The sequence below is a fragment of the Pseudomonas sp. SbOxS1 genome, assembly GCF_013416725.1.
Classification (GTDB): domain Bacteria; phylum Pseudomonadota; class Gammaproteobacteria; order Pseudomonadales; family Pseudomonadaceae; genus Aquipseudomonas.
Genome location: NZ_JAAVXC010000002.1, coordinates 54,151 through 80,684, shown reverse-complemented (window position 1 = coordinate 80,684; position 26,534 = coordinate 54,151). Strand labels below are relative to the sequence as shown.

Sequence of the window (26,534 nt, the reverse complement as noted above, 5' to 3'; positions counted from 1 at the left end):
TTCTCTGACGCCATCGCGAGCAGCAGGCTCGCTCCCACAGGGGATCTTTGCCGTACACAAAATCAGTGTAGGAGCGAGCCTGCTCGCGAAGGACACGACTCGGTTTCCCTCCCTGCCCCGGTCCGACGACCGGTTGCACATCCGGTCAATGCTTTCATCGGCGAAAGCTGGCTGAAAGCTTCCCCGATTAGGATCGCCCTCACTGCCGGCAATAGACCGGCTGGCTAATGCGAGTGTTCGATTGCTCGCCCGGCCCATTTAACAACAACAATGGTGACCCTGATGTTCTCTTCTATCCGCCGCTTCGCTGCAACTCCGCCCGTACGCCTCGTGCTTCCCGTTCTGCGCTGATCCCGTCCGATCCGCCCATTCCCTAGCCGCGCTACGCCTGGAGTATTCCCATGCTGACTTTCCTTGGCTTCGCCATGGTCATCACGTTCATGTTCCTGATCATGACCAAGCGCCTGTCCGCGTTGATCGCCCTGATCATCATCCCGATCGTTTTCGCCCTGTTCGGCGGTTTCGGCCCGAAAATCGGCCCGATGATGCTCGAAGGCATTACCAAGCTCGCGCCGACCGGTGTGATGCTGATGTTCGCCATTTTGTACTTCGCCCTGATGATCGACTCCGGCCTGTTCGACCCGGCCGTGCGCAAGATCCTCAAAATGGTCAAGGGCGACCCGTTGAAAGTGTCGGTGGGTACCGCCGTACTGGCGCTCGTCGTTTCCCTCGATGGTGACGGCGCGACCACCTACATGATCTGCGTGGCCGCCATGCTGCCGCTCTACAGCCGCATCGGCATGAGCCCGCGGATCATGGCCGGCTTGATCATCCTCGCCGGTGGCGTGATGAACATGACCCCGTGGGGTGGCCCGACCGCCCGTGCCGCCAGTGCGCTGCACGTCGACCCGTCGGCCATCTTCGTACCGATGATTCCAGCGATGGCGGCCGGTGTCCTGGCCATCCTCGCCATTGCCTACTTCTACGGCAAGCGTGAACGTGCACGCCTGGGTGAACTGCACTTGGTGGGCGATGAGATCGATCACAGCGAGATTACCGTCTCGCAGTTCCCGGATGCCCGTCGTCCGAACTTGATCTGGTTCAACGGCGCGCTGACCCTGGGCCTGATGTGCACCCTGATCGCCGGTCTGTTGCCGCTGCCGGTGCTGTTCATGGTGGCTTTCAGTATCGCGATGATCGTCAACTACCCGTGCCTGCAACAGCAGAAGGATCGCGTCGCGGCCCACGCCGGTAGCGTGCTGGCGGTGGTCGGGCTGATCTTTGCCGCGGGCATCTTCACCGGTATCCTGTCGGGCACCGGCATGGTCGATGCCATGTCCAAAAGCCTGCTGTCGGTGATTCCGGATTTCCTCGGCCCCTACCTGGCAGTGATCACGGCGTTGGTGAGCATGCCGTTCACCTTCTTCATGTCGAATGATGCATTTTATTACGGCGTGTTACCGGTACTTGCCGAAGCCGCCAGCCATTACGGTATAACCGCGGTGGAAATGGCACGTGCCTCGATCGTCGGTCAGCCCGTCCACTTGTTGAGCCCGCTGGTACCATCGACATACCTGTTGGTGGCCCTGGCCGGTATCGATTTTGGTGATCACCAGCGCTTCACCCTGAAGTGGGCAGTGCTGGTTTGCATGTGCATACTGGTTGCTGCATTGCTGATGGGGATTTTTCCGCTGTTCAGCACTCTATAAGCCCAAGACTCACCATTTCGGGTCCAGGCTTCGCGGTTTGAAGTCGGGGCCCTTTTTGGTTTAACAATCGCTCAAAGGAATACACATGGAATGGCTGACCAACCCTGAAATCTGGGTTGCCTTCTTTACCCTGACCGCCCTGGAAATCGTCCTGGGTATCGATAACATCATCATGATTTCGATCCTGGTCAGCCGCATGCCCAAGCACATGCAACAGCGCACCCGGATTTTCGGCCTGGCGCTGGCCATGGTCACGCGGATTCTGTTGCTGTTGTCGATCACCTGGGTCATGCGTCTCACCGCCGACCTGTTCGAAGTGTTCGGCCAGGGTATCTCCGGGCGTGACCTGATCCTGTTCTTCGGTGGCCTGTTCCTGCTGTGGAAGAGCTCGCAAGAGATGTACCACGCGCTGGAAGGTGAAGACGAAACCGATGACGAGCCTTCGATGAAGGGCGGCAACTTCCTCTACACCATCATCCAGATCGCGATCATCGACATCGTGTTCTCCCTGGACTCGGTGATCACCGCCGTCGGCATGGTCTCCCACGTACCGGTCATGGTGGCAGCGATTGTCGTGGCGGTACTGGTGATGATGCTGGCCTCGGGCACGATCAGCGCGTTCATCGACAAGCACCCTTCGTTGAAGATGCTGGCGCTGGCGTTCCTGCTGATCGTCGGTATGGTGCTGATTGCCGAAGCCTTCGATGTGCACGTACCAAAAGGCTACGTCTACTTCGCCATGGCGTTCTCGTTGGCGGTGGAAGCGATCAACATCAAGATGCGCACCGCGATTGCGAGAAAGAAAAAGCAGCAAGACCCGGTAAAACTGCGCAAGGACATTCCGGGGCAGTAACCCGAATGCTTTGCTGAACAAAAAGGGGCCTTCGGGTCCCTTTTTCTTTATCTGCATCAAACTGTTTTCGTGACAGTTTCATTTCAATCGCTTCTTAAGCTATGCGATGCTGGCGCCCAGACCGTTAGCCAACTACAGCTTAAGTACAGAACGTAGAACGTCGCGCGGCACCGTCAACTTGCCCCTTTGGGGCGCTACCACCACAGGGGGCCTGTATGCTCACCCTGCTCAATCTTCTTTCAGCCGTGGCCTTGCTGATCTGGGGCACGCACATCGTCCGAACCGGCATCTTGCGGGTCTACGGTTCCAACCTGCGCCACGTCATCGGCCAGAACATGTCCAAGCGCTGGCTGGCGTTCATCTCGGGGATCGTCGTGACCGCGATGGTCCAGAGCAGTAACGCCACGGCGATGCTCGTCACCTCGTTTGTCGGCCAGGGCCTGATGGCGCTGACCCCCGCCCTGGCAACGATGCTCGGGGCCGATGTCGGTACGGCATTGATGGCACGGGTGCTGACTTTCGATCTGTCATGGCTCTCGCCACTGCTGATTTTTCTCGGGGTGATCTTCTTCCTGTCGCGCAAACAGACGCGGCTCGGGCAAATGGGCCGGGTCAGTATCGGCTTGGGGTTGATCATTCTGGCGCTGCAACTGATTGTCGAAGCGGCTGCGCCGATCACCCACGCCCAAGGGGTGAAAGTGATTTTCGCCTCGCTGACCGGCGACATTTTGCTCGACGCCCTGGTCGGCGCGTTGTTCGCGATGATTTCCTACTCCAGCCTGGCGGCGGTCCTGCTGACCGCGACCCTCGCCGGCGCCAACGTGATCAGCCTGCCAGTGGCCATCGGCCTGGTGATCGGTGCCAACATCGGCAGTGGCATTCTCGCGTTCCTCAGCACCAGCATGCAGAACGCCGCCGGCCGCCAGGTGGCGTTGGGCAGCCTGTTGTACAAGATGATCGGCCTGTTGCTGATCATTCCGGTGCTCGACCCCTTGGTGCACTGGATCGACAGCCTCGACTTCAGCCCCCAGGAAATGGTCATCGGCTTCCACCTGCTCTACAACACGGCGCGTTGCCTGGTCCTGCTGCCCAGTGTCGGACCGATGGCCAGGTTCTGTGCGTGGATATTGCCCGAGCGCCCGCAAACCAACGGCATGGCCAAACCCCGGCACCTTGACCCGACCGCCTTGGTCACGCCAAGCCTGGCGTTGGCCAACGCGGCCCGGGAAACCCTGCGCATGGGCGATCTGATCGACAACATGCTGGAGGCCATGCTCGACGTGCTGCACGGCAAGCAAACTGCCGTGACCCAGGAGATGCGGCGTCTGACCGATGACGTCGAGGCGCTCTACAGTGCAATCAAGCTGTATCTGGCGCAAATGCCCCGGGAAGACCTCAGTGACCAGGACAGCCGGCGCTGGGCGGAAATCATCGAGCTGGCGATCAACCTCAAACTCGCCAGTGACTTGATCGAACGCATGCTGCGCAAAGTCCAGCAGCAGAAAACTTCCCAGCGCCGGTCGTTTTCCGAAGTGGGGCTGGAGGAGTTGGCCGGGCTGCACAGCCAGTTGATCTCCAACCTGCGCCTGGGTTTGTCGGTATTTCTCAGTGGCGACAAGGAAAGTGCCCGTCAGTTGCTGCGTGAGAAACGTCGCTTTCGCGCACAGGAACGCCGCCTGGCCCACGCCCATGTCAGCCGTTTGCAACGTAAGATCGTGCAAAGTATCGAGACCAGTTCGCTGCACCTGGAGTTGATTGCCGATATGAAGCGTCTGAATTCACTGTTTTGCAGCAGTGCCTACGTGGTATTGGAAACGTCTGACACCGGGGCACTGGCGGTCGACGATTTGGCGGACATCACACATTCGCCTTGAACGTCTGGCACGGTGGTTAGTCAGTAACATTGGTTTCGGGTTCAAAATCATCGCGAGCAGGCTCGCTCCCACAGTTGATTTGAGAACCCTCTGTGGGAGCGAGCCTGCTCGCGATGGCTGCCTGGAATGCGAAACGGATCTCCGATTGATTGCCGGGAAGCTCGTTATGCGTTGTCTGTTGTTCGCCTGTCTGTTGCTTGGCTCACTCCCCTCGTTTGCCCTGGATCGCTTCCAGGTCGAAGGCTACACCCTGCGCAACGGTTTGCAGATGTTGCTCAAGCCTGGAACCGAACGCGGCCATGTGGCGATTCGTCTGGTGGTTGGCGTCGGCCTGGATGACTTCGGTTGCGCCGATAAAGAACTGCCGCACCTGCTTGAACACTTGCTGTTCAGCGGCATCGACGCCAGCGGTGAAGGCGGCCTGGAGGAGCGCATGCAGGCGCTGGGTGGCGAGTGGAACGCTTTCACCAGCAACGCCGACACCACCTTCGTGATCGAAGCCCCGGCGAAAAACCAGCGCAAGGTGCTCGACCTGCTGCTGGCGCTACTGACGCAGACCCATTTCGACGACGATGCCATCCACGCCGCCAAGCAAGTGGTCGAGCGTGAAGACGGCGGCCACTACACGCACCTGCAACGCTGGCTGGATCGCCAGGACCTGGGCAATACCGCCAGCAAGCAACTGGCCGTGGAGCTGGGCCTCAAATGCCCTGAGCGCGCGGAAGTCGATCACCTGACCCGCGAACAGCTGGAGAACGTGCGCAAGGGCTGGTACGCGCCCAACAACATGACGCTGATCGTCGTCGGCGACCTCGACCGGTTACTGCCGGCCTATCTGGATCGGGCTTATGGCGCGCTGACCCCCATCGACCCGACAGAGCACCCGCCCCTGCCACAAATCCAGGCCAGCGCTGCCCACGAGCGCAGCCTGATTCGCGGCTTCGTCGGTGGCGGGGCCAAGCTGCACTGGCTGGTACCGGAGCCCGTGCTGGACAGTCAACACGACGAAACCTTCGACCTGCTCAAGGACTATCTGGACTGGGCACTCTATCGCCAGCTGCGCCTGGCACACAGCCTGTCCTATGGCCCCTGGGCCGAGCGCGAGGTGTTTGGCGGCGTTGGCTTCATGAGCCTGAATGCCGACCTTGAGCGCGACGACGTGGCCGAAGCGCAAGAGGTGCTGGATGAACTGAAGGCCGGTTTGCTCAAGGACGGTCTCAATGCCGAGACCTTCAACCGCCTCAAACAGGCCGCCATCGCTCGCCAGGCCTGGGCGGTGCAAGGCAACAGCGCACTGGCCGACTACTACTGGAGTGCCTTGGGAGACTACGAAAACGGCCGTTTCGCCAGCCCGGTCAAGGAATTGCAGGCGGTCACGCTGGCGCAAGCGAACAAGGCCATGCGCGAACTGCTCCTGCAACCGGGCTATGTGCGGATCGAAAAGCCGTTGGTGAGTTATGACCAGTTGATGTGGGCCATTGCCGGGGTGTCAGGATTGTTGCTGTTGAGCCTGGCGGCATGGCGTTTTCATCGCAGAAAGTAAGCACTTTTCGCGGATGAGGCGGTAACCTGTCAGGGATTTTTCCTACGACTACTGTGAACCGCCGAATGCCGACCCTGACCCTTATCGTCCAGCGCATCCTCGAACTGATGAAGCGCTACCCCGGGGTCATTGCGCTCGGCGGTTTCATCTCCGGGATCGGCAGCTTCATCCTGGTGGATCGCCAGCAGGGCCTGGCGAGCTGGATCACCACCATCATGCTGATCAGCTGGGTCTGGCTGATGCTGGAAAACAGCCTGACCAAGCTGTTCACCCGAATCTTCAAGCGGGAAATCCCCCAGCCACTGCTGCGTTATGCGACGCAGATGATTCACCAGGAAAGCCTGTTCTTCGTCCTGCCCTTCTTTTTCATCACCACGACGTGGAACAGCGGCCAGTTGTTCTTCACCGGGCTGTTGGGTATCGCGGCGCTGATTTCCATCATCGACCCGCTCTACTACAAGTGGCTGGCGCCCCGGCGCTGGGCGTTCCTGGCGTTGCACACCCTGACCCTGTTCGCCGCCCTGCTCACCGCATTGCCGGTCATCATGCACCTGACCACCTCGCAGAGCTTCAAATGGGCACTGGGCATCGCCGTGCTGTTGTCGTTCCCCAGCCTGGCGTCGATCTTTCCGATTCGTACCGTGCGCAACGCCCTGGCGATCCTGAGTATTACCGTGGGTATCGGCGGTGTCGGTTGGGTGCTGCGTTCGTGGGTGCCGCCAGCGACCCTGTGGATGACCGACGTGGCCATCAGCACCCAGATGCAGGACCGCACCCCCGGCGCCAGCCTCGAAGAAGTCAGCGCCGAGCAGATTCGCGGCGGCGGCCTCTATGCCTACACGGCGATCAACGCGCCACGCGGGCTGGATGAGCGGATTTATCACGTCTGGCAATTCAACGGCAAAGAGGTCGATCGCATCCCTCTGGATATTCACGGTGGGCGCAAGGAAGGCTACCGGGCCTGGACTCACAAGCAGAACTTCCCTGGCAACCCGGCCGGAAAATGGCAGGTGCGGGTGTTGACCGAAGACGGCCAATTGATCGGCGTGTTGCGCTTCAAGGTGGCAGACAGCACACCGGTCAAAGAAAAGTGAGTCAGTTCGTGATATTACATAGCTCTGCGTAATAGCCGAAAAAGCACGGAGCTTATGACCAGCAGCACAGTGGCCGGCAATGCCCAATTGGACACCTCGCACTCCCCGCCGCAGATTCGGGTGACGGGAGACTGGACGCTTGCCCATTACGCCGACCTCAAGCACCTGAGCGAAAAGCTCGAAGGCCAATACGACGACAGCACCCACATCGATCTCAATGGCCTCGGCGCCCTTGATACCGCTGGCGCTTCGCTGTTGGTGGAGCTGCTGGGCTCCGAGCGCCTGGGCCGATCCGCCGAACATCCCGATTGCACCCTCTCCTCCGCCGACCGCGCGTTGTTGCAGACCGTCTACCAGTCACTGACGGATTTCTGCGTGCCGCTCAAGGAGCCGGAAATCAGTGTCGGCATTCAATTGCTGACCCGCATTGGCCGCGCGGTGGACACGGTCTGGCAGGACACCCTGCAGCTGCTGGGGTTCGTCGGCCTGATTCTGGAAACCATCGTTCGGGGGCTGTTTCGTCCCAGTCGCTGGCGCATCACGCCGATGGTGGCGCACATTGAACAGACTGGCCTCGACGCCGCGCCCATCGTTGCCCTGCTGACCTTTCTGGTGGGTGCCGTGGTGGCCTTTCTCGGGGCGACGGTGCTGACCACGTTCGGTGCCAGCGTGTTTACGGTGGACCTGGTGGCTTTTGCCTTCCTGCGCGAATTCGGCGTGCTGCTGACGGCGATTTTGATGGCCGGGCGCACCGCCAGTGCGTTCACCGCGCAGATCGGTTCGATGAAGGCCAACGAGGAAATCGATGCCATCCGCACCCTGGGCCTCGACCCCATCGAGTTGCTGGTGGTGCCGCGGGTCCTGGCTTTGCTGGTGGCATTGCCGATGCTGACCTTTCTGGCGATGGTCTCGGGGATCATCGGTGGCGGCGTCGTCTGCGCGGTATCGCTGGATATTTCGCCGGCGATGTTCCTGTCGCTCCTGCAATCGGACATCGGCGTCCAGCATTTTCTGGTGGGGATCGTCAAAGCGCCGATCTTCGCGTTTCTGATTGCCGCAATCGGTTGCCTGGAAGGCTTCAAGGTCAGCGGCAGCGCCGAGTCTGTCGGTGCCCACACCACCTCCAGCGTGGTGCAGTCGATTTTCGTGGTAATCGTGCTCGACGCCGTAGCCGCGCTGTTTTTCATGGAGATGAGCTGGTGAGTCGTTTACCCCGAGCGCCCGCCGAGGCGGTGATCGAAGTCCGTGGCCTGTGCAATCGTTTCGGCAGCCAGAGCGTGCACGAGAACCTCGACCTGGATCTGTACAAGGGCGAGATCCTGGCCGTGGTCGGCGGTTCCGGTAGCGGTAAATCAGTGCTGCTGCGCAGCATTGTCGGTTTGCGCCAGCCCAGCGAGGGCGAGGTGAAAGTCTTCGGTAAGAACCTGCCGACCCTGCCCGAGCACGAACGGTCCCTGATTGAACGGCGCTTCGGTGTGTTGTTCCAGAAAGGCGCCCTGTTCTCTTCGTTGACCGTGACCGAGAACGTCGCCCTGCCCCTGATCGAACACGCCGGTTTGAGCCGTGACGATGCCGAGCACCTGGCGGCGGTGAAACTGGCCTTGGCCGGCTTGCCGCTGTCGGCGGCGGACAAATACCCCGCTTCCCTGTCCGGCGGCATGATCAAGCGTGCGGCACTGGCACGGGCCCTGGCGCTGGACCCGGACATCCTGTTTCTCGACGAGCCCACCGCCGGTCTCGATCCGATCGGTGCCGCCGCTTTCGATCAACTGATCCTGACCCTGCGTGATGCCCTGGGCCTGAGCGTGTTCCTGGTGACCCACGACCTCGACACCCTCTACACCATCACCGACCGCGTGGCGGTGCTGGCGCAGAAGAAAGTGCTGGTGGCCGATGCCATTGATGTCGTCTCGGAAACCGACGACGCGTGGATTCACGAATACTTCCATGGCCCTCGCGGCCGCGCGGCGCTGACGGCCGCTCAACAGCTCAACGAGGTCTGACATGGAAACCCGAGCCCATCATGTATTGATCGGCCTGTTCACCGTGATTGTGGTGACAGGCGCCCTGCTCTTCGGCCTGTGGCTGGCCAAGTCCAGCGTCGACACCGAGTTCAAGGACTACGAGGTCGTGTTCAACGAGGCGGTCAGCGGCCTGTCCAAGGGCAGTTCGGTGCAGTACAGCGGGATCAAGGTCGGCGACGTGGTGTCGCTGCGCCTGGACCCGCAAGACCCGCGCCGGGTGCTGGCGCGGATCCGTCTGGGCGGCGATACCCCGATCAAGGAAGACACCCAGGCCAAGCTGGCGCTGACCGGGGTTACCGGGACATCGATCATCCAGCTCAGCGGCGGTACGCCCCAAAGCCCGAAACTCAAGGGTAAGGACGGCAAACTGCCGACCATCGTCGCCTCGCCTTCGCCCATCGCCCGATTGCTCAATGACAGCAACGACCTGATGGCCGGGGTGAATACGTTGATGCAGAACGCCAACCTGATGTTTTCCACGGAAAACATCGAGCGCATCAGCAAGACCCTGGAGCATCTGGAGCAAACCACCGGGGTCATTGCCGACCAGCGCGGCGACATTCGACAGGCCATGCAGCAACTTTCCTCGGTCGGCAAGCAGGCCAGCACCATGATGGAACAGACGTCGGCGTTGATGCGCAACGCCAATGGCTTGCTCAATGATAAGGGCAAACAGATGTTCGGCAGCGCCGAACAGGCCATGAAGTCGCTGGAGCAGAGCACCGCGACGATCAACAAACTGCTGACCACCAATCAGGATTCGCTCAACAGCGGCATGCAGGGGCTCAATGGCCTGGCCCCGGCGGTGCGTGAATTGCGTGAAACCCTCACCTCGTTGCGCGCCATTTCTCAACGCCTGGAATCCAACCCCAGCGGCTATCTGCTGGGCAGTGACAAGAGCAAGGAATTCACCCCATGAAGCTGACCCGCCTCGCCCTCCTCGCCAGCTTCACCCTGATCAGCTCGTGCTCGATCCTGCCCAAGACCGAACCCTTCGACCTTTATCGATTGCCCTCGGCGCACAGCAGCGTGGCGCCTGCTCACGCCACGCCGCAGCGCTGGTCGTTGCGCCTGAACAAACCCCAGGCCAGCGAGGCGTTGAACAGCCCGAACATCGCCGTCATTCCCCAGGGCGATGTGATCAGCAACTACAAGGGCGCACGCTGGAGCGATCCGGCGCCGGTGCTGGTGCGCAATCGCCTGCTCGATGGTTTCCAGCGTGATGGCCGGGTGACACTGCTCAGTACCGATGACAGCAATTTCCAGGCGGATCTGGAGCTGGGTGGCAGTTTGCAGGCGTTTCAGACGGAGTACCAAGGCGCCGCCGCCAGCGTGGTCGTGCGCCTGGATGCCCTGTTGGTGCGCGGTTATGACCAGCGGATCCTTGCCAGTCGCCGCTTTGAGGTGCGCCTGCCGTTGAGCGATGTGAAGGTGCCGGCGGTGGTGGCGGGGTTCGGCCAGGCCAGCGATCAACTGACGGCGCAGGTTGTGGCTTGGGCGGTGGAGCAAGGGCAGAAAGTCGCGCCACCACCGAGATCATAAGCCCTGCACAGGACCAAATGTGGGAGCGAGCCTGCTCGCGATGGCGTCCTGTCATTCAACATTGATGTTGGCTGACACACCGCTTTCGCGAGCAGGCTCGCTCCCACAGGATTCTCGGTTAGCCGAAGAACCAGTAGCAGACGCCAATGGCGCCCAATACACCCGCCAACTCAGCCAGCAACGCACACCCCACCGCATGCCGAGCTCGCTGGATACCCACCGCACCGAAGTACACCGCCAGCACATAGAACGTGGTTTCGGTACTGCCCTGAATCGTCGCCGCCACCAGCGCCGGGAAGCTGTCCACACCCGAGGTTTTCATCGTTTCAATCAACATCGCCCGGGCGGCGCTGCCGGAGAACGGCTTGACCATCGCAGTCGGCAGCGCATCGACAAAACGCGTGTCCCAACCGGCCCATTCCACCAGGTGACGAATCCCGTCCAGGCCGAAATCCAGGGCGCCGGAAGCCCGCAATACGCCCACGGCGCAGAGCATCGCCACCAGGTACGGCAGCAGGTTCTTCGCCACGTCGAAGCCTTCTTTGGCGCCTTCGACGAACGCCTCGTAGACCTTCACTTTGCGCAACGCGCCGATCACCAGGAACAGCATGATTATTCCGAATAGCGTCAGATTGCCGAGGATCGACGACAAACTGGCTAATGCGGTGGCAGAAAGCGTTGCCAGCAACGCCATGAAACCACCCAGGATCAAGGCACCGGGAATCATGTAGGCCAGCACCACCGGGTCCCAGACGCGCAGACGTTGCATGAAGGCCACGGCCAGGAAGCCGACGATGGTCGAGCAACTGGTGGCGAGCAGGATCGGCAGGAACACCAGCGTCGGGTCGGGCGCGCCTTGCTGGGCGCGGTACATGAAGATCGTCACCGGCAGCAGGGTCAGGGAGGAGGCGTTGAGCACCAGGAACAGGATCTGCGCGTTACTGGCGATCGTATCGCTGGGGTTGAGCTCCTGCAGGGCCTTCATGGCCTTGAGGCCGATGGGCGTGGCGGCATTGTCCAGGCCCAGGCCGTTGGCGGCGAAGTTCAGGGTAATGAGGCCGATGGCGGGGTGGCCGGCCGGGACTTCCGGCATCAGGCGCAAAAACAGCGGCCCCAGGGCCTTGGCCAGCCATTCGACGATCCCGGCCTTCTCGGCGATCCGCAGAAAGCCCAGCCACAGGGTGAGGGTGCCAAACAGCAGGACCATGACCTCGACCGACAACTTGGCCATGGCGAAGATGCTCTCCACCATCGCCGCGAAGATCCCGGCGTTGCCGCCGATCAGCCATTGCGCCAGCGCCGACACGGCAGCCACGATGAAGAAGCCAAGCCACAGGCCATTAAGCATCAGTCAAATCCCCCAAAAGATGCGCGAATGATAGCGGGGTGGCCAGAAACGACAAACCCCGGATTTCTCCGGGGTTTGTTGGTAGGGCTGGCTCGGATCACTGTGGGAGCCAGCCTGCTGGCGATGAGGCCGGCACATTCAACATCTCTGTTGTTTGGTATACCGCTATCGCCAGCAGGCTGGCTCCCACAGAAAAGCCACCACAGGGTTCAGCTATCAGTTGCTGGTGGTTTCACCTGCCGGCAGCTTTTCCTTGCTGCGCCAGTGCGGCAGGGAGTTCCAGTAGCGCTGGCCCTTGGCGTCGTCGTACATGCCTTCCCAACGAGAGATGACCAGTACGGCCAGGGCGTTGCCGATCACGTTCAGAGCGGTACGCGCCATATCCATCACACGGTCGACACCGGCGATGAATGCCAGGCCTTCGAGCGGGATGCCGACGCTGCCCAGGGTGGCCAGCAGCACCACGAAGGACACGCCCGGAACGCCAGCGATGCCTTTGGAGGTGACCATCAGGGTCAGTACCAGCAGCAATTGCTGGCTGATCGACAGGTCGATACCGTACAGCTGGGCAATGAAGATGGCTGCGATGCTCTGGTACAGGGTCGAACCGTCCAGGTTGAACGAGTAACCGGTCGGCACCACGAAGCTGCAGACGGCTTTTGGCGCGCCGTAGGCTTCCATCTTCTCGATCACACGTGGCAGCACGGTTTCGGAGGAGGCGGTGGAGTAGGCCAGCACCAGTTCATCCTTGAAGATGCGCATCAGCTTGAGCACCGAAAAGCCGAACAGGCGAGCGATCAGGCCCAACACCACAAAGGCGAAGAAGGCGATGGCGAAGTAAACCAGGATCACCAGTTTTGCCAGTGGCAGCAGGGACGCGAAGCCGAAGTTGGCCACGGTCACCGCGATCAGTGCGAACACGCCGATCGGCGCGTAGTTCATGATCATGTGGGTGACCTTGAACATGCTTTCCGATACGCCCTGGAACATCTTCACCAGCGGCTCGCGCAAGTCCGCCTGCAAGCTCGACAAACCGAGACCGAACAGCACGGAGAAGAAGATGATCGGCAGCATTTCGCCGCGGGCCATGGCCGCGAAGATATTCGACGGGATCAGGTTGAGGATGGTTTCGATGAATGCGTGTTCATGCTGAACCTCGGCCGCCGTGGCTTGGTACTTGGAAATGTCCACAGTACCCAGGGTGCTCATGTCGATGCCGGCACCTGGATGGAACAGGTTGGCCAGCAGCAGACCGACCACGATGGCGATGGTGGTGACGATCTCGAAGTAAATGATGGTCTTGAGGCCAATGCGGCCAAGTTTCTTGGCGTCACCGACGCCCGCAATGCCGACGATCAGGGAAGAGATGACGATCGGGATCACGATCATCTTGATCAGACGGATAAAGATATCGCCTGCCGGTTGCAGGACGTTGCTGATCCACCAGGCTTTTTCGGCACTGAAATGGTTGAGCAGCGCACCGATTGCAATCCCCAATACCAGACCGATGAGGATCTGCCAGGCGAGGCTAAGCTTTGCCTTCTTCATATCTTTACCCTTACTTCAGTTTGACTCGGACAGCTGCATGAGCGGCTTCGCTTGTGGCGAAAATGTCAGTGCAACTGTCCCCGTATAAGGAGCCCCGGAGCGCTTGTTAATGGCTCTCTGGCAGGCGAAAAAAGGCGCAACTATTCCGATGCAAGGAAGCGACGTCTAATGCCGTAAACGCCTACCCTATGCCGAATCGGCATGAGGTTTTTTGAGTGAAACGCGCGTCCCAACCGGTTCGAATACGACATATTAGCAGGCATAAGTGCCGTGAACCGGCCATCACAGGGCAGGTTGAATGTTTTTTGATCAGCGGGGAAGGGTGTCAAAATGACGGAAAATCGCGAGATGCGCACGGAGAGTTGAGCGCAAAAGACAGGCGATTTTTCTCGATGTACGGTCACTTATGAAGCCCGGAGAGACTATTTCTCACTGGCGCTTCGAGCTTCAAGCCCTACGCAAGCCCGTCGAGCCATGGTTGGCCGGCGAACTTGCGTGGCAGCTTTCCTGACCCGGCCCTTGCGCAGGCACTCCCTGTACCCGTAGGTCACTCCGCCCCTGAAACAGGCAAAACGTCCCGACCCCTTGGTCATGCGCCTGCCTTCCTCGGGTGGCGCAATGGGAAAGAAGCGATGCGCCTCTTTCGCGTCTTCAATTCAGTACCACTGTGGAACTTCGCTTGCCATGGCAGGACCGCCCGGTAGCAGGGCGGCTGCCAGTGTCTTTAAAACGCTCATGTTCATCCTCGGCCGCGACGGCCAAAGAAGAAGGAAGCAATGAACATCACCAGGAACACGACAAAGAGAATCTTGGCGATACCCGTGGCGGTGCCCGCGATACCACCGAAGCCCAGTACTGCAGCAATGATGGCAATAATCAAGAATGTGATTGCCCAGCTCAACATGGTGATTCTCCTTACGCTTCTATTTAGAGGTGTTGCTTTCCCGGCGCGGCGAGCGCACCAAGTCGATGTGCTTAGAACACCCAGCGTTCCTGACGGGACATCTCATCGGCCGACTGCGCCTGGTCGACGTCCATCATTCGCATCGGGGTGGTATCTACCAAACCGCTGCCTGCCGCGCTGAATTGGGTTTGGGTCGGACGCTCGAACGAAACGCGCGGGGCTTCTGGCTGCTGGCTCTGTTCCCACAGAAGAAACTGTTGACTGGCGATCAAGGTGATCACCAGTGCAAGCACCGCAAACAGGCCTTGCTGAACATGCAGTGGCGAGAGATGCAATTGGGCGGCACGTTGGCGATTCATCCTGAAGCTCCTCCCACGCTGGGGAATTGGGTTGAGGGCATTTGTTGTTGCCCTGCGTTAATCAGGTTATTGCAGCCGGCATGCCAGCTTTTTTTCTTAAAAAAATCGTTTAAAAACAAATAGTTAAGCTTGTGGTGCGAATGTGCCCCGACGCATCCTGCACGATGAGCCCTCGTGCAGTCGTGCGTAATGCACGACTCCGCGCAAAGACATCGCAATATTTTTGAATTGAGAGGAGGGTGCGGCTGTCAGAAATGGACGCAAGGCATCTCTGATAAGGGCTTTCTTTCCAGAAAGCGCAATTGCGGGCGCTGCGGCGAGGGAACAGGAGTTAGCTACCCTGCTAAGGCAGGAATGGATCAGAATAAACCATGCAACTTGCCCGATTTTTCCGGGACTAACCAAGATCATTCATTAAGGAGCGTAGGAAAATGGAATCCGCCACTGAGCATCAAGGCCGCATTCTTCTGGTGGATGATGAATCTGCCATCCTGCGAACCTTCCGCTATTGCCTTGAAGATGAAGGCTACAGCGTGGCGACCGCCAACAGCGCTGCGCAGGCGGAAGCCTTGCTGCAACGCCAGGTTTTCGACCTGTGCTTCCTGGATTTGCGCCTCGGAGAGGACAACGGCCTGGACGTTCTGGCACAGATGCGCATCCAGGCCCCATGGATGCGCGTGGTGATCGTCACTGCGCATTCGGCCGTAGACACTGCCGTGGATGCGATCCAGGCGGGTGCCGCCGACTATCTGGTCAAACCGTGCAGCCCCGATCAGTTGCGCCTGGCAACGGCCAAACAGCTGGAAGTGCGGCAATTGTCGGCACGCCTGGAGGCGCTGGAAGGTGAGGTCCGTAAACCCAAGGACGGCCTGGACTCCCACAGCCCGGCGATGAAGGTCGTGCTCGAGACTGCCCGCCAGGTGGCCAGCACCGATGCCAACATCCTGATCCTTGGCGAGTCTGGCACCGGTAAAGGCGAGTTATCCCAGGCGATTCATGGCTGGAGCAAGCGCTCGAAAAAGTCCTGTATCACCATCAACTGCCCGTCGCTGACGGCCGAACTCATGGAAAGCGAGCTGTTCGGTCACAGCCGGGGTGCATTTACCGGCGCCAGTGAAAGTACCCTGGGGCGCGTCAATCAGGCCGATGGCGGGACCTTGTTTCTCGACGAGATCGGCGATTTTCCATTAGTTTTGCAACCAAAGTTACTGCGTTTCATTCAAGACAAAGAGTACGAGCGGGTGGGTGACCCGGTCACCCGTCGGGCCGATGTGCGCATTCTGGCGGCCACCAACCAGAACCTCGAAGACATGGTCCGCGACGGCCGTTTCCGCGAGGACCTGCTATATCGCCTCAATGTCATTACGCTGCACCTGCCGCCACTGCGCGAGCGCCGGGAAGACATTCTCAACCTCGCTGACCGGTTCCTGGCCCGCTTCGTCAAGGAATACGCGCGTCCGGCGCGGGGTTTCAGTGAGGAAGCCCGTGAGGCGCTGCTGGGTTACCGCTGGCCCGGGAACATTCGCGAACTGCGCAACGTGGTGGAGCGTGCGAGCATCATTTGCCCGCAGGAACGGGTTGAGATCAGCCACCTGGGCATGGCCGAATCCCCGATCAATAACGCCCCGCGTATTGGTGCCCCGTTAAGCCTGGATGAGCTGGAAAAGGCCCATATCGGTGCTGTCCTCGCCACCGCGGGTACCCTGGATCAAGCTGCCAAGACGTTGGGGATCGACGCGTCGACGCTGTATCGCAAGCGCAAGCAGTACAACCTGTGAGTTCGCGTCGATGAAACTGGCGATGAAGTTGCAGACCCGGCTGTTCCTCAGCATTTCTGCGCTGATCACCGTCGCACTGCTTGGGCTGCTGCTCGGCCTTGTCAGTGTGTTGCAGATGGCCGGGAGCCAGGAAGCGCTGGTGCGCAATAACTTCGTCACCCTGGACCTGGGGCTCAAGTTGCGGCAGACGCTGGGCGATCAGTTGCTCATCATGCTCAGCGAAAAAAATGATCCCGCGGCCTTCGAAGCGTCCAGGCAGCGTTCCCTGGAGCTGCTGGAGGAGGGTATCGCCCAGGAGCCACCGGGTGAAAACCAGGGTTTCAAAAAGGCCAAGGCTGACTATTTGAGCTTTATTGGTGCGTATGAAGTGTCCGCTGATCCGAAGCGCGTGCTCAGCGGCAACGATGAGCTGACCGAAAAATTCAATCTATTGCGCAATGGCTTGATTGCCGAACACAAGCGAGCGCTGGATGACATCAGCACCGTCGAACGCAAGGCCCGCGAGCGTGCGCTGCTGATTGCCGGGCTGCTTGGCTTGGTCGGGCTGGCGGTGCTGGTCATCGGCTTTATCACCGCCCACGCCATCGCCCGGCGTTTCGGTGAGCCCATCGAGGCCCTCGCGCAGGCGGCGGATAATATTGGCCAGGGAAATTTCGACGTCACGCTGCCGGTGTCCTCGGCCGTGGAGCTGAATCAGCTGACCCGGCGATTCGGGATCATGGCCGAGGCGCTACGCGAACATCAGGCCACCAACGTCGATGAGCTGCTGGCGGGACAGCAGCGTTTGCAGGCGGTGCTCGACGGCATCGACGATGGCTTGCTGATGATCGACCGCCAGGGGCATCTGGAACACCTCAACCCTGTAGCGCAGCGCCAGCTGGGTTGGGACACCGATCGGCTCGGGCGAGGCTTGGGTGAGGCGCTGGAGCACCCTGAACTCGATGAGCAACTGCAGCTGGTACTGCGTGGCGGTACGCTGGAGCGTATGCCGGATGACCTGAGTATCGAGGTCGATGGCGAGGCGCGGTTGCTGACGTATAGCCTGACGCCGGTCATTCATACCCAGGGGCATATCCTCGGTGCGGTGATGGTGCTGCACGATGTGACTGAACAGCGTGCCTTCGAACGGGTGCGTAGCGAGTTCGTCTTGCGCGCCTCCCATGAGCTGCGCACGCCCGTTACCGGCATGCACATGGCATTTGGCCTGTTTCGCGAGCGCGCGCATTTCCCGCCAGAATCCCGGGAAGCGGACCTGCTGGACACGGTAAACGAAGAAATGCAGCGACTGATGCAGCTGATCAACGACTTGCTGAATTTCTCCCGCTACCAGAACGGCTTGCAGAAACTCACCCTGGCGCCGTGCTCCATCGAGGATTTGCTGGAGCAGGCGCAGATTCGTTTCACTGACGGCGCACAGGAGAAGGGGGTCGAGCTGTTGGTGGAAGTCCAGGGACCCTTGCCACGGCTGCAAGCCGATCAGCCGCAACTGGACCGGGTGCTCGACAATCTGATCGATAACGCGCTGCGCCATACCGCCACCGGCGGACTGATACGCTTGCAGGCCCGGCGCCATGGGGAAAGGGTCATCATCAGCGTCGAAGACAACGGTGAAGGCATTGCCTATGGGCAGCAGGGCCGAATCTTCGAGCCCTTCGTCCAGGTCGGCCGCAAGAAAGGCGGGGCCGGGCTCGGTCTGGCGCTGTGCAAGGAAATCGTGCAGTTGCATGGTGGACGCATGGGCGTCTACTCGCGACCGGGGCAGGGGACTCAGTTCTATATGACGTTGACGGTGTAAGCGCTTTTACGCTTCGTCGTCCAGGCGTCGACCGGCCAGTCGGCGGCCTCGGGTTATCAGCTCAATGAACTGCACCGCACTCAGCGCATGAGCGAACAGCCAGCCCTGGCCGAACCTCACCCCCTCACTGCTCAGGAGCGCCGCCTGGGCTTCATGCTCGATGCCCTCGGCAATCACCTTCAAGTGCAACGACTGGGCCATATGAATGATATGTGGCGCCACACCGCTGCTCGCCGCGTCATGACCCAGCGCATCGATGAAAGCCTTGTCGATCTTCAGGCAATCCACCGGCAGGGTTTGCAGGTAGGCGAGACTGCAGTAGCCGGTGCCAAAGTCATCGATCAGTACCTGATGCCCGACATCCCGCAAGGCCTGCAGGTTTTCCCGGGCCACCACCACATCGATCAATCCACGTTCGGTGACTTCGAAGGCAATCTGCTTGGCCGCGACCCGGTGCAGGGTCAGCAGGCGAGCCATCACTTGGCCGATCCGCGGGACCATGACATCGCAGGCCGCCAGGTTGACCGAGATGTACAGCTGCGGATTGGCCCGCAGCAGTTGCCCCAGCTGCTCAAGCAGGCGCTGCAGGACAAAGTCGGTCATCTGGCGGATCTGCCCGGTGTTCTCGGCCATCGGGATGAACAGGTCGGGACTGGTCAGGGTGCCATCCGGCCGTCGCCAGCGCAGCAAGGCCTCAGCCCCGACGCAATTGCGGCTGTCGAGGTCGAAGATCGGCTGATACAGCACCTGCAACTCACCTCGGCGGATGGCGCCCGTCAGCTCCGCGTCCAGTGACTGGCGCTGGCGCACCAGCAAAAACACCAGGAAGCCCACGCACAGTGCCAATAGCAGGCAGGCGGGCAGCAACCACCACCACACGGGCGGTATATGGGTGCCGCTGCGCGGGCTGATCAGCACCAACTGGTATTCCGGGTTGTCGGTGGGCATGCGGTAAATCAACTTGGTCTGGGTGACTTGCAGCGCATCGCGGGTTTTTGGTGGCCAATGGCCGGTCGGTGGCCAGGCTTGCGCAACGCCCAGTACCGGAATCGCCCGGGTGCCATGGTCAAGGACCACCAGCAGGCTGCTTCCCGGCGAAAGGTCGACCATGTCGGTCAAATGACCGCGAGAGGTCGCGACCCGGAAATTGCCGCGTCCGAGCATCAGCGCGGCTCGGTTTTCATCGGGCTCGGTGGTGGTGTTCAGCCAGTAACTGTAGGTGGGGCCCTGGATGTCCGGTGGGCGTATCAGGGACAAGCCTTCCTGGCGCGGACGGTTGGAACAGATTCGCGAGGCGTCCATGTAGGCCGCCTCATAGACGAAGCGATAATTGAAGCTGACCTGCTGCAGGGTCGCGATCATGTCGTCATCGCAGCTACGCAACGGTTGGGCTTCGAGGTCATCAAGGCTTTCGCGTAACTGCCCGAACAGTTGCTCCAGCCGAGCGAGAAAACGTTCACCCTGGGCGTTCATTTCCCAGCTTTCGTTTTGCTCAACCTGGTGCACGGCGACAAAGTAGCTGCCGGCCATCATCAACGTCGCGCTCAAGACAGCAGCCAGCATCGCCAGGAACCAAGGGCGATAGAACCAGCTGCGAAGTGTCTCTCGAGCAACAGTCATTATGGAATATCCGACGGATTACCAATGAGTTATAGCTGCTATTTGAGAAACGCGCTGACCGTCGGGCGATCGTCATTATTTTGTCTGATTTAAAACCTGAAGCAGCGCTGCCGTTTGTGCGTCCGGCGTACCGTCAAAACGCGACGGGCGGAAATGCATCTGGAAGGCTGCCAGTACATGGCGGGTAGCGACGTCCAGTTCGCCGGTTTGCGGCGTCTCATAACCGACGCGTGCCAGTTGCGCCTGGAACCAACTGATGCTCGGCAGCTGTGTTTCGAACCAGGCTTGCTGGCGGGCTACGGCTTGCTCGTTCGGCCATATTCCGATCCCTTGTTCAGCCAGGCGCTTCCAGGGAAACAGGGGGCCCGGATCAAGCTTGCGCAAGGGCGCGATGTCGCTATGGCCGACAATGCTGCGAGGGCTGATCGCGTAGCGCCGGCTGATGTCCTTGAGCAGCACGATCAGGGACTCGACCTGCGCTTCGGAATAGGGGTACCACAGGCGCCCGGTCGGCGTGTCCTTGAAGCCCGGATTGACGATTTCGATGCCGATGGAACTGGAGTTCATCCAGGTCCGGCCTTGCCATTGGCTTTCCCCGGCGTGCCAGGCCCGCAGGTTTTCATCCATCAGCTTGTAGATGGTCGCCTTCTTGTCGTCGCCGATCAGGTAGTGGCTGCTGACTTCGCCATGGGTCAGCAGTTGCAGCGAGCGCTCCAGCGATGCATTGGTGTAGTGGAGCACGACGAACTGAATACGACTGTCGTGATTGGCCGAAGCATGGCTGGTGTCGTAGCGGGGACCGCTGGCGCAGCCGGCCAGCAGGATCAGCGACACGATGAGAGCAAGATATTTCATGGAGGGAAGCCAACACGCTAGAGACAGTAATGCAACAGTGTAACGTACTGTCCTGTGCGTGTTGGGTCATCGCAACGATTTGAACAAAATGGAGCGACGAAGCGCTTAGCCCAGTTCCACCCGGTTGCGCCCGGCATTTTTTGCCCGGTACAACGCCTGGTCGGCTCTTTTGAGCACCGCATCGCCATGCTCGCCGGGCCTGAATGCCGCCAGGCCTATGGAGACGGTAATGGTCACCGGTTCACCCCTGAAGTGAAAAGGGCAGGCTTCGATGGCGGCGCGCAGGGCCTCCAGGAGTTTCATGCCGTTCGCCGGGACTGTGGACGGCATCAGCAGGACAAATTCCTCGCCGCCAAACCGCGCAATGAAATCCGTTTTGCGCAGGCGCTTGCGCAGCACGCTGGCAATGATTTTCAAGACTTTGTCGCCCGCCAGGTGCCCGTAGTTATCGTTGATGCGCTTGAAGTGATCGAGATCGAGCATGGCCAGCATCAGCGTGTTGCCGTGTTGCTGCCATTGGCCGATCTCATGCTCCAGGCGCTCGCTCCAGGCCGCGCGGTTGGGCAGGCCGGTCAGCGGGTCGATCAAGGCTTTCTGGCGTTGCTCTTCCAGGTGCTCGCGAAAGCCCTGGGCTTCCTGTTCCATGTGGGCAACCCGTTCGGCCAGGCCTTGCAGGCGGGCCGCCACCTCCTGCTCGCGCTCGTCGCGCTGCTGGCGGTGCTGATCCATGGTACCGAGCAAACCTTCCAGACGGTTTTCCAGCACGTGCTTGAGATCTTCCAGGTCGGCTGCTTCCTTAACGCTGCTCTGCAAGCCGTCGACCTGTTCGCGAATCTGCGTGTCCATCGCATGGGCGGCGGATCGGCTGTCGGCATGGCCGGCGCTGGCGGCCTGCAAGTTGCTCTGGAACGATTCCAGGCGTTCGTTGAGCCCCTGCAGATAGGCTTCGAATTCGTGTTGGCCACCGTCGGAGATTGCCAGCATCAACGTCGCCAGATCGTCGAGAATCGGCAGCAATTCGTACCAGTTCAGGCCATTTTTCAGGCGTTCACGCATTGATTCGGCTTGTGGACGATGGCGCTCGGGTACCGTCAGGTCGTCGAGCAAGCCCAACAAGGTGTCTTCGATGTGTTTGGCTACCGAGCTGTAGGACGGTTCGGGCGAGTCGGGCAGGGCGTAGAGCATGTCTTGCTCGGGCTGCTGCGGATCGATGGCCGCCAGGACCTGGGCCATGGGCGAGGGCAGCGGCAGGGTGTCGAGCGGCACCACCGGGCTCAATTCGTCGGGATTGACGGCCGGGTCAGCCTGGGCCGTGGAGGTGCCGACCGGTGCGGAGAGTATCTCGGGTTGCTGCGTATCGGCTTCGGCCATGACTTGCGCAGGACCGGCTGGCGCTTGCTGTGGCTCCGGGGCTGGCGTAACAGCAGCAGGCTGGGGTGCATCCGGTATGTCGTGGAGCAACTGCGGCACGGTGTCGGCAGTGACCGGCGGGGTTGCAACCACGGGCGCCAGAACGGTTTCGCCCGTCTGCGCGACAAGAGCTTGCCCCGTGGGAGTGGTCGACTCTTCGGCGTCACGCTGACCGAACAGCCGCTGCAACAGCCCAGGGCGCTCAGGTTCCGCCGGGCCCTCCAGCTGACTCAGGGCTTTGCCTTGCAGTCCGCTCAGCTCGCCGAGCAGCAACGGGATCTCGCGCGCCTGGCTGACGCGACTGTCCAGTTGCTTGGCGAAGTGCTTGAGGGGGCGACTGACTTCCCGGGGCAGCGGCAATGTTTGCAGCTGCGTGACCAGGGCGGTGAGCGCGGCGCTGGTCTGGTTGATCCGTGTTTCCCGTCGCTGCTCGGAGTCGAGTACGGCTTTTTCAAGGCGTGGCAGCAGGGCGGCGAGACCGGCGTCCATGTCGTCGGTGCGCACGACTTCGCGCATCTCCTTCATGCATTGGTCAACGACTCGGTCGGTGCCTTCGGCTGCCAGCGTGCTGCGCACCAGACCCCGGCGCAACAGGTCGAGCCGGGCATCCCAGCGTCGTTCGAGTTTTTCCTGTTGTTCGATGCTTTGCAGGTACTTCTCTTTCCAGCGCTGTGCGTCGTCGCTCATTCATGGGATCCGCGGGGGGGCAGGACTCAACGCGGGCAATGCATCGGCCGTGAGCGAACCCGGCAGACGAATCTCTACCGCGACCGGCAGGTGATCGGAAATGGGTTGTGCCAGCACCTCGACCTTTTCAAGGGTCAGGCTCGGGCTCAACAGAATATGGTCCAGGCAGCGCTGTGGGCGCCAGCTGGGGAACGTCGCTTCCATTTGCGGGGCCAGAAGCCCAAGGTCGCGCAATGGAGAGTGTTGCAGCAGGTCACTGGCGTGGGTGTTCATGTCGCCCATCAGCACCTGGTGTTTATAACCGCCGATGACCTCGCGGATGTAAGCCAGTTGCAGGCTGCGGGCACGGGCGCCCAGTGCCAGGTGCATCATGACCACCACCAGCGCCTCCGGGCCTTCGCCGAAGCGCACCAGGATCGCTCCACGACCCTTCGGCCCTGGCAGTGGATGATCCTCGATCGCCCACGGCCGCAGGCGACTGAGCACACCGTTGCTGTGCTGGCCCAGGCGACCGAGATTGCGATTGAGTTGTTGATACCAGTAGGGAAAGGCGCCGAGCTGGGCCAGGTGTTCGACCTGGTTGACGTAGCCTGAACGCAGGCTGCCGCCATCGGCTTCCTGGAGGGCGACCAGGTCGAAGTCGCCCAGCAGGTTGCCGATTTTTTGCAGATTGTCGGCACGCCCGGTGTGCGGCAACAGATGTTGCCAGCCCCGGGTCAGGTAATGCCGATACCGCTCGGTGCTGATACCGACCTGGATATTGAAGCTGAGCAAGCGCAGACGGCTGTCTTCGGGCAGGCCTGTCGATTCCAGGTGATGCTCGTTGACCCGCGGATCATGCAGGCCAACGATGCGTTCGGTTCCCCAGCGGCGCATGGCAGGCGCCTCTTAGTTGGCGGCAGCCTTGTTTGCCGCTCGCTCCTGGTCGACCAGTTTGTCGGCCAGTTGCAGGGCTTGTTCGGCACCGCCAGCAGAACCCACGTCAAAACGATACTTGCCGTTGACGATCATGGTCGGAACACCGGAGATTTCATATTTTTTCGCCAGTTCGCGAGCCTTGGTGATCTGGCCCTTGATGGCGAAGGAGTCAAACGTAGCCAGGAACTTGTCCTTGTCGACACCCTGGGTGGCCAGGAAGTCCGCCATATCATTCTTGTCGGTCAGCTTCTTGTGTTCTTTCTGGATGGCTTCGAACACTGCAGCGTGGACCTTGTGCTCGACGCCCATGGCTTCGAGGGTCAGGAACATCTGGCCATGTGCATCCCATGGGCCGCCGAACATGGCCGGAATACGCACGAAGTTCACGTCGGAAGGCAGCTTTTCAACCCATGGGTTGATTACGGGTTCGAAGGCGTAGCAGTGCGGGCAACCGTACCAGAACAGCTCCACCACTTCGATCTTGCCAGGTACGGCGACCGGCACCGGATTGCTCAGCTCGACATAAGGTGCAGCGGGGGCTTCAGCGGCTTGGGCAGTCATGCCGAACAGGCTGGCAGCGGCAAAAACGGCGCTGATGATCAGATTACGCATGCTTTACTCCTGGACAAATTTTTTCGCCTCGCGGGACCTGATTTCAGACAGGTCATGGCGGGCCTGAGTTCTGTAGTGTAACGGCAGCGGCCACAAAAAAGGGCGGCCAAAGCCACCCTTTTTATACTTGCTGTGACGGATTAATCGAGCGTTAACGTTGCAAGGGTTCTATGCCCTGCGCAACGCCCGATGGATCGGTCTTAGTGCAGGCCCTGGATGTAGCTGGACACTGCGGCGATGTCTTCGTCGCTCAGCTTTTTGGCAATGCTCTGCATTGGTTTGGTGTCGCCGTCGTTGGCCCGACCACCTTCTTCCTTGCGGAAATCGGTCAGTTGCTTGGCGATATATTGAGCGTGCTGGCCACCCAGGTGCGGGAAGCCGGCGGCTGCGTTGCCCGCGCCATTTGGCGAGTGGCAGCCGGTGCACGATGGCAGGCCCTTGGCCAGGTCGCCACCGCGGAACAGTGCTTCACCGCGAGCCACGACTTTCGGGTCGGCGGCGCCGACGCTGCCCTTCTGGCTGGCGAAGTAGGCGGCGATGTCCGCCAGATCCTGGTCGCTCAGGTTGGTCAGCAGGCCAGTCATTTCCAGAACGGTGCGCTTGCCCGACTTGATGTCGTGCAGCTGCTTGGTCAGGTAACGTTCACCTTGCCCTGCCAGTTTTGGAAAGTTAGGCGCCATGCTGTTGCCATCCGGGCCATGACAGGCGCCACACACGGCGGCTTTTGCCTGGCCTGCGGCGGCGTCACCAGGTTTGACTGGCTCACCTGCAGCATGGGCAATGCCGGAGATCCCCACGGTCAACAGCAGACTCACGATCAATTTGTTCATCAGCTAATCCAACTACGGCTAAGGGTTAAGTTATGGACCGGGTTTACTCGCTCATCCAGTGGATGATGGCTTGGTAATCCTCGGCACTGCAGTCCATGCACAAACCACGCGGCGGCATCGCCTTGAAACCCTGGGTCACGTGTTGCACCAGCGTCTCCATACCTTTCGCCAACCTCGGCTTCCAAGCTTCCTGATCGCCCTTGCGGGGCGCCATGGGTAGTTGGCCGGAATGACAGGCACCACAAACACGGTTGTACACAGTTTCCGGATCCTGTGTAGCCTGAGCGCTGTAAAGCGGCATCAAGATTCCGGCAACTAGCAGCCATTTCGTCATAAAACGACCTTTTCAGGGTTGAGAGCGATCTGCGTTCTAGTGCGCAATCAAGGTCTTTCGCTCTCGTGAACTTCATCCTGCGTCGGGACAAAGCGCACACAAAATCTGCGGCATTATATACTGGCGTCACTGAAACGGAAGCGACACTGCTTGCCGCGCCCATTCCTGGCGCCGCCCACATCGGAAATCCCATGCAACTCAAGAATCCCATCCTCGGTCTGTGCCAACAGTCCACCTTCATGCTCAGCGCCGCCAAAGTCGACCAATGTCCGGATGACGAGGGCTTCGAAGTCGCCTTCGCCGGTCGTTCCAACGCCGGCAAGTCCAGTGCTCTGAACACCCTGACCCATGCCAGCCTGGCGCGCACCTCGAAAACGCCGGGGCGCACGCAACTGTTGAACTTCTTCAAGCTAGACGATGAACGCCGTCTGGTCGACCTGCCGGGCTACGGTTATGCAAAAGTACCGATCCCGCTCAAGCAACACTGGCAGCGTCACCTGGAAGCGTATCTGGGTGGTCGCGAGAGTTTGAAGGGTCTGATCCTGATGATGGACATCCGTCACCCGATGACCGACTTCGACCTGTTGATGCTCGATTGGGCTGTCGCAGCCGGCATGCCGATGCACATTTTGCTGACCAAGGCGGACAAGCTGACCTACGGCGCGGCCAAGAACACGCTGCTCAAGGTGCAGTCGGAAATTCGCAAGGGTTGGGGCGATGCCGTGACGATCCAGTTGTTTTCCGCCCCGAAACGCATGGGCCTGGAAGACGCCTACACTGTATTGGCAGGCTGGATGGAACTGGCGGACAAGGGCGCTGACGAAGTAACTGTATAAGTGTGAAAAAACTGTCTGGGGAGCGGTCAGGCCAGCGCGGCATGATCGCATCAGCCAGTTT

The 26,534-nt window shown here is 60.4% G+C and carries 23 protein-coding genes; 12 read left to right on the top strand and 11 right to left on the bottom strand.

The features are described from left to right. The first annotated feature begins 401 nt into the window (after nucleotides 1-401). The 9 genes from HFK74_RS01280 (at nucleotide 402) to HFK74_RS01240 (ending at nucleotide 10,639) form a co-directional block, all read left to right on the top strand. Nucleotides 402-1,709: a CitMHS family transporter gene (locus tag HFK74_RS01280; RefSeq protein WP_180202040.1), complete on the top strand. Its 1,308-nt coding sequence runs from the start codon at nucleotides 402-404 to the stop codon at nucleotides 1,707-1,709. A gap of 85 nt (nucleotides 1,710-1,794) precedes the next feature. Next, complete coding sequence (locus tag HFK74_RS01275) at nucleotides 1,795-2,562, top strand: TerC family protein (protein ID WP_180202039.1); 768 nt, start codon at nucleotides 1,795-1,797, stop codon at nucleotides 2,560-2,562. A gap of 215 nt (nucleotides 2,563-2,777) precedes the next feature. Then, nucleotides 2,778-4,436 (top strand): Na/Pi cotransporter family protein, encoded by a 1,659-nt coding sequence (locus tag HFK74_RS01270; protein WP_180202038.1) that lies wholly within the window; start codon nucleotides 2,778-2,780, stop codon nucleotides 4,434-4,436. Between the two features lie 166 nt (nucleotides 4,437-4,602). Beyond that, on the top strand, nucleotides 4,603-5,979 hold the full coding sequence (locus tag HFK74_RS01265) for a pitrilysin family protein (protein ID WP_180202037.1): 1,377 nt from the start codon (nucleotides 4,603-4,605) through the stop codon (nucleotides 5,977-5,979). Nucleotides 5,980-6,044: 65 nt separating this feature from the next. Then, entirely contained in the window at nucleotides 6,045-7,073 is a 1,029-nt protein-coding gene (locus HFK74_RS01260; protein WP_180202036.1) for a DUF5924 family protein, read from the top strand. A gap of 54 nt (nucleotides 7,074-7,127) precedes the next feature. Further along, nucleotides 7,128-8,276, top strand: coding sequence for an ABC transporter permease (locus HFK74_RS01255; RefSeq protein WP_180202035.1), 1,149 nt, complete (start codon nucleotides 7,128-7,130; stop codon nucleotides 8,274-8,276). After that, nucleotides 8,273-9,076 carry an ABC transporter ATP-binding protein gene (locus tag HFK74_RS01250; RefSeq protein ID WP_008064682.1) on the top strand — a complete coding sequence of 268 codons (804 nt, stop codon included), beginning with the start codon at nucleotides 8,273-8,275 and terminating at the stop codon, nucleotides 9,074-9,076. The genes HFK74_RS01255 and HFK74_RS01250 overlap by 4 nt, the downstream gene beginning before the upstream one ends. 1 nt (nucleotide 9,077) lies before the next feature. After that, nucleotides 9,078-10,016: an MlaD family protein gene (locus HFK74_RS01245; protein WP_180202034.1), complete on the top strand. Its 939-nt coding sequence runs from the start codon at nucleotides 9,078-9,080 to the stop codon at nucleotides 10,014-10,016. Then, complete coding sequence (locus tag HFK74_RS01240) at nucleotides 10,013-10,639, top strand: ABC-type transport auxiliary lipoprotein family protein (protein WP_180202033.1); 627 nt, start codon at nucleotides 10,013-10,015, stop codon at nucleotides 10,637-10,639. The genes HFK74_RS01245 and HFK74_RS01240 overlap by 4 nt, the downstream gene beginning before the upstream one ends. Nucleotides 10,640-10,757: 118 nt before the next feature. Here the strand turns inward: HFK74_RS01240 and HFK74_RS01235 are convergent, their stop codons facing one another. The 4 genes from HFK74_RS01235 to HFK74_RS01220 form a co-directional block, all read right to left on the bottom strand. Continuing rightward, entirely contained in the window at nucleotides 10,758-11,987 is a 1,230-nt protein-coding gene (locus HFK74_RS01235) for a nucleoside recognition domain-containing protein (RefSeq protein WP_008064687.1), read from the bottom strand. A gap of 216 nt (nucleotides 11,988-12,203) precedes the next feature. Beyond that, a complete protein-coding gene (gene gltP / locus HFK74_RS01230; RefSeq protein ID WP_180202032.1) occupies nucleotides 12,204-13,535 on the bottom strand; it encodes a glutamate/aspartate:proton symporter GltP in 1,332 nt (443 codons plus the stop codon). Nucleotides 13,536-14,274: 739 nt separating this feature from the next. Beyond that, complete coding sequence (locus HFK74_RS01225; RefSeq protein WP_003177151.1) at nucleotides 14,275-14,439, bottom strand: DUF1328 domain-containing protein; 165 nt, start codon at nucleotides 14,437-14,439, stop codon at nucleotides 14,275-14,277. 71 nt (nucleotides 14,440-14,510) lie between these two features. Then, nucleotides 14,511-14,798, bottom strand: coding sequence for a hypothetical protein (locus tag HFK74_RS01220; protein WP_180202031.1), 288 nt, complete (start codon nucleotides 14,796-14,798; stop codon nucleotides 14,511-14,513). Between the two features lie 431 nt (nucleotides 14,799-15,229). On the opposite strand from HFK74_RS01220, the gene algB reads away from it, so the two are divergent. Beyond that, nucleotides 15,230-16,576, top strand: a complete 1,347-nt coding sequence (gene algB / locus HFK74_RS01215; protein ID WP_180202030.1) for a sigma-54-dependent response regulator transcription factor AlgB — start codon at nucleotides 15,230-15,232, stop codon at nucleotides 16,574-16,576. Nucleotides 16,577-16,586: 10 nt separating this feature from the next. After that, nucleotides 16,587-18,371, top strand: a complete 1,785-nt coding sequence (locus tag HFK74_RS01210) for a KinB sensor domain-containing domain (protein ID WP_180202029.1) — start codon at nucleotides 16,587-16,589, stop codon at nucleotides 18,369-18,371. Nucleotides 18,372-18,377: 6 nt separating this feature from the next. Here HFK74_RS01210 and HFK74_RS01205 read toward each other — a convergent pair whose 3' ends face one another. The 7 genes from HFK74_RS01205 to HFK74_RS01175 form a co-directional block, all read right to left on the bottom strand. Beyond that, the gene (locus HFK74_RS01205) at nucleotides 18,378-19,991 is read right to left on the bottom strand and encodes an EAL domain-containing protein (protein ID WP_180202028.1); all 1,614 of its coding nucleotides are present in this window, start codon (nucleotides 19,989-19,991) and stop codon (nucleotides 18,378-18,380) included. A 75-nt stretch (nucleotides 19,992-20,066) separates the two neighbouring features. Further along, a complete protein-coding gene (locus HFK74_RS01200; protein ID WP_180202027.1) occupies nucleotides 20,067-20,846 on the bottom strand; it encodes an N-acetylmuramoyl-L-alanine amidase in 780 nt (259 codons plus the stop codon). Between the two features lie 105 nt (nucleotides 20,847-20,951). Continuing rightward, on the bottom strand, nucleotides 20,952-22,943 hold the full coding sequence (locus HFK74_RS01195; protein ID WP_180202026.1) for a diguanylate cyclase: 1,992 nt from the start codon (nucleotides 22,941-22,943) through the stop codon (nucleotides 20,952-20,954). Then, complete coding sequence (locus HFK74_RS01190) at nucleotides 22,944-23,819, bottom strand: endonuclease/exonuclease/phosphatase family protein (protein ID WP_180202025.1); 876 nt, start codon at nucleotides 23,817-23,819, stop codon at nucleotides 22,944-22,946. It lies immediately after the preceding gene. Between the two features lie 12 nt (nucleotides 23,820-23,831). Beyond that, complete coding sequence (locus tag HFK74_RS01185) at nucleotides 23,832-24,473, bottom strand: thiol:disulfide interchange protein DsbA/DsbL (RefSeq protein ID WP_180202024.1); 642 nt, start codon at nucleotides 24,471-24,473, stop codon at nucleotides 23,832-23,834. A gap of 200 nt (nucleotides 24,474-24,673) precedes the next feature. Continuing rightward, a complete protein-coding gene (locus HFK74_RS01180) occupies nucleotides 24,674-25,303 on the bottom strand; it encodes a cytochrome c (RefSeq protein ID WP_008064698.1) in 630 nt (209 codons plus the stop codon). Nucleotides 25,304-25,346: 43 nt separating this feature from the next. Next, entirely contained in the window at nucleotides 25,347-25,637 is a 291-nt protein-coding gene (locus tag HFK74_RS01175) for a cytochrome c5 family protein (RefSeq protein WP_180202023.1), read from the bottom strand. Between the two features lie 191 nt (nucleotides 25,638-25,828). Between HFK74_RS01175 and yihA the strand changes: the two genes are divergently transcribed. Next, nucleotides 25,829-26,473 carry a ribosome biogenesis GTP-binding protein YihA/YsxC gene (gene yihA, locus HFK74_RS01170; protein WP_008064701.1) on the top strand — a complete coding sequence of 215 codons (645 nt, stop codon included), beginning with the start codon at nucleotides 25,829-25,831 and terminating at the stop codon, nucleotides 26,471-26,473. The last annotated feature ends 61 nt before the right edge of the window (nucleotides 26,474-26,534 follow it).

What these genes read in the sequence shown, in the direction of transcription:
- HFK74_RS01280 (WP_180202040.1), top strand. Translation starts at nt 402, where the DNA reads ATGCTGACTTTCCTTGGCTTCGCCATGGTCATCACGTTCATGTTCCTG.
- HFK74_RS01275 (WP_180202039.1), top strand. Translation starts at nt 1,795, where the DNA reads ATGGAATGGCTGACCAACCCTGAAATCTGGGTTGCCTTCTTTACCCTG.
- HFK74_RS01270 (WP_180202038.1), top strand. Translation starts at nt 2,778, where the DNA reads ATGCTCACCCTGCTCAATCTTCTTTCAGCCGTGGCCTTGCTGATCTGG.
- HFK74_RS01265 (WP_180202037.1), top strand. Translation starts at nt 4,603, where the DNA reads ATGCGTTGTCTGTTGTTCGCCTGTCTGTTGCTTGGCTCACTCCCCTCG.
- HFK74_RS01260 (WP_180202036.1), top strand. Translation starts at nt 6,045, where the DNA reads ATGCCGACCCTGACCCTTATCGTCCAGCGCATCCTCGAACTGATGAAG.
- HFK74_RS01255 (WP_180202035.1), top strand. Translation starts at nt 7,128, where the DNA reads ATGACCAGCAGCACAGTGGCCGGCAATGCCCAATTGGACACCTCGCAC.
- HFK74_RS01245 (WP_180202034.1), top strand. Translation starts at nt 9,078, where the DNA reads ATGGAAACCCGAGCCCATCATGTATTGATCGGCCTGTTCACCGTGATT.
- HFK74_RS01240 (WP_180202033.1), top strand. Translation starts at nt 10,013, where the DNA reads ATGAAGCTGACCCGCCTCGCCCTCCTCGCCAGCTTCACCCTGATCAGC.
- HFK74_RS01235 (WP_008064687.1), bottom strand. Translation starts at nt 11,987, where the DNA reads ATGCTTAATGGCCTGTGGCTTGGCTTCTTCATCGTGGCTGCCGTGTCG.
- gltP (WP_180202032.1), bottom strand. Translation starts at nt 13,535, where the DNA reads ATGAAGAAGGCAAAGCTTAGCCTCGCCTGGCAGATCCTCATCGGTCTG.
- HFK74_RS01225 (WP_003177151.1), bottom strand. Translation starts at nt 14,439, where the DNA reads ATGTTGAGCTGGGCAATCACATTCTTGATTATTGCCATCATTGCTGCA.
- HFK74_RS01220 (WP_180202031.1), bottom strand. Translation starts at nt 14,798, where the DNA reads ATGAATCGCCAACGTGCCGCCCAATTGCATCTCTCGCCACTGCATGTT.
- algB (WP_180202030.1), top strand. Translation starts at nt 15,230, where the DNA reads ATGGAATCCGCCACTGAGCATCAAGGCCGCATTCTTCTGGTGGATGAT.
- HFK74_RS01210 (WP_180202029.1), top strand. Translation starts at nt 16,587, where the DNA reads ATGAAACTGGCGATGAAGTTGCAGACCCGGCTGTTCCTCAGCATTTCT.
- HFK74_RS01205 (WP_180202028.1), bottom strand. Translation starts at nt 19,991, where the DNA reads ATGACTGTTGCTCGAGAGACACTTCGCAGCTGGTTCTATCGCCCTTGG.
- HFK74_RS01200 (WP_180202027.1), bottom strand. Translation starts at nt 20,846, where the DNA reads ATGAAATATCTTGCTCTCATCGTGTCGCTGATCCTGCTGGCCGGCTGC.
- HFK74_RS01195 (WP_180202026.1), bottom strand. Translation starts at nt 22,943, where the DNA reads ATGAGCGACGACGCACAGCGCTGGAAAGAGAAGTACCTGCAAAGCATC.
- HFK74_RS01190 (WP_180202025.1), bottom strand. Translation starts at nt 23,819, where the DNA reads ATGCGCCGCTGGGGAACCGAACGCATCGTTGGCCTGCATGATCCGCGG.
- HFK74_RS01185 (WP_180202024.1), bottom strand. Translation starts at nt 24,473, where the DNA reads ATGCGTAATCTGATCATCAGCGCCGTTTTTGCCGCTGCCAGCCTGTTC.
- HFK74_RS01180 (WP_008064698.1), bottom strand. Translation starts at nt 25,303, where the DNA reads ATGAACAAATTGATCGTGAGTCTGCTGTTGACCGTGGGGATCTCCGGC.
- HFK74_RS01175 (WP_180202023.1), bottom strand. Translation starts at nt 25,637, where the DNA reads ATGACGAAATGGCTGCTAGTTGCCGGAATCTTGATGCCGCTTTACAGC.
- yihA (WP_008064701.1), top strand. Translation starts at nt 25,829, where the DNA reads ATGCAACTCAAGAATCCCATCCTCGGTCTGTGCCAACAGTCCACCTTC.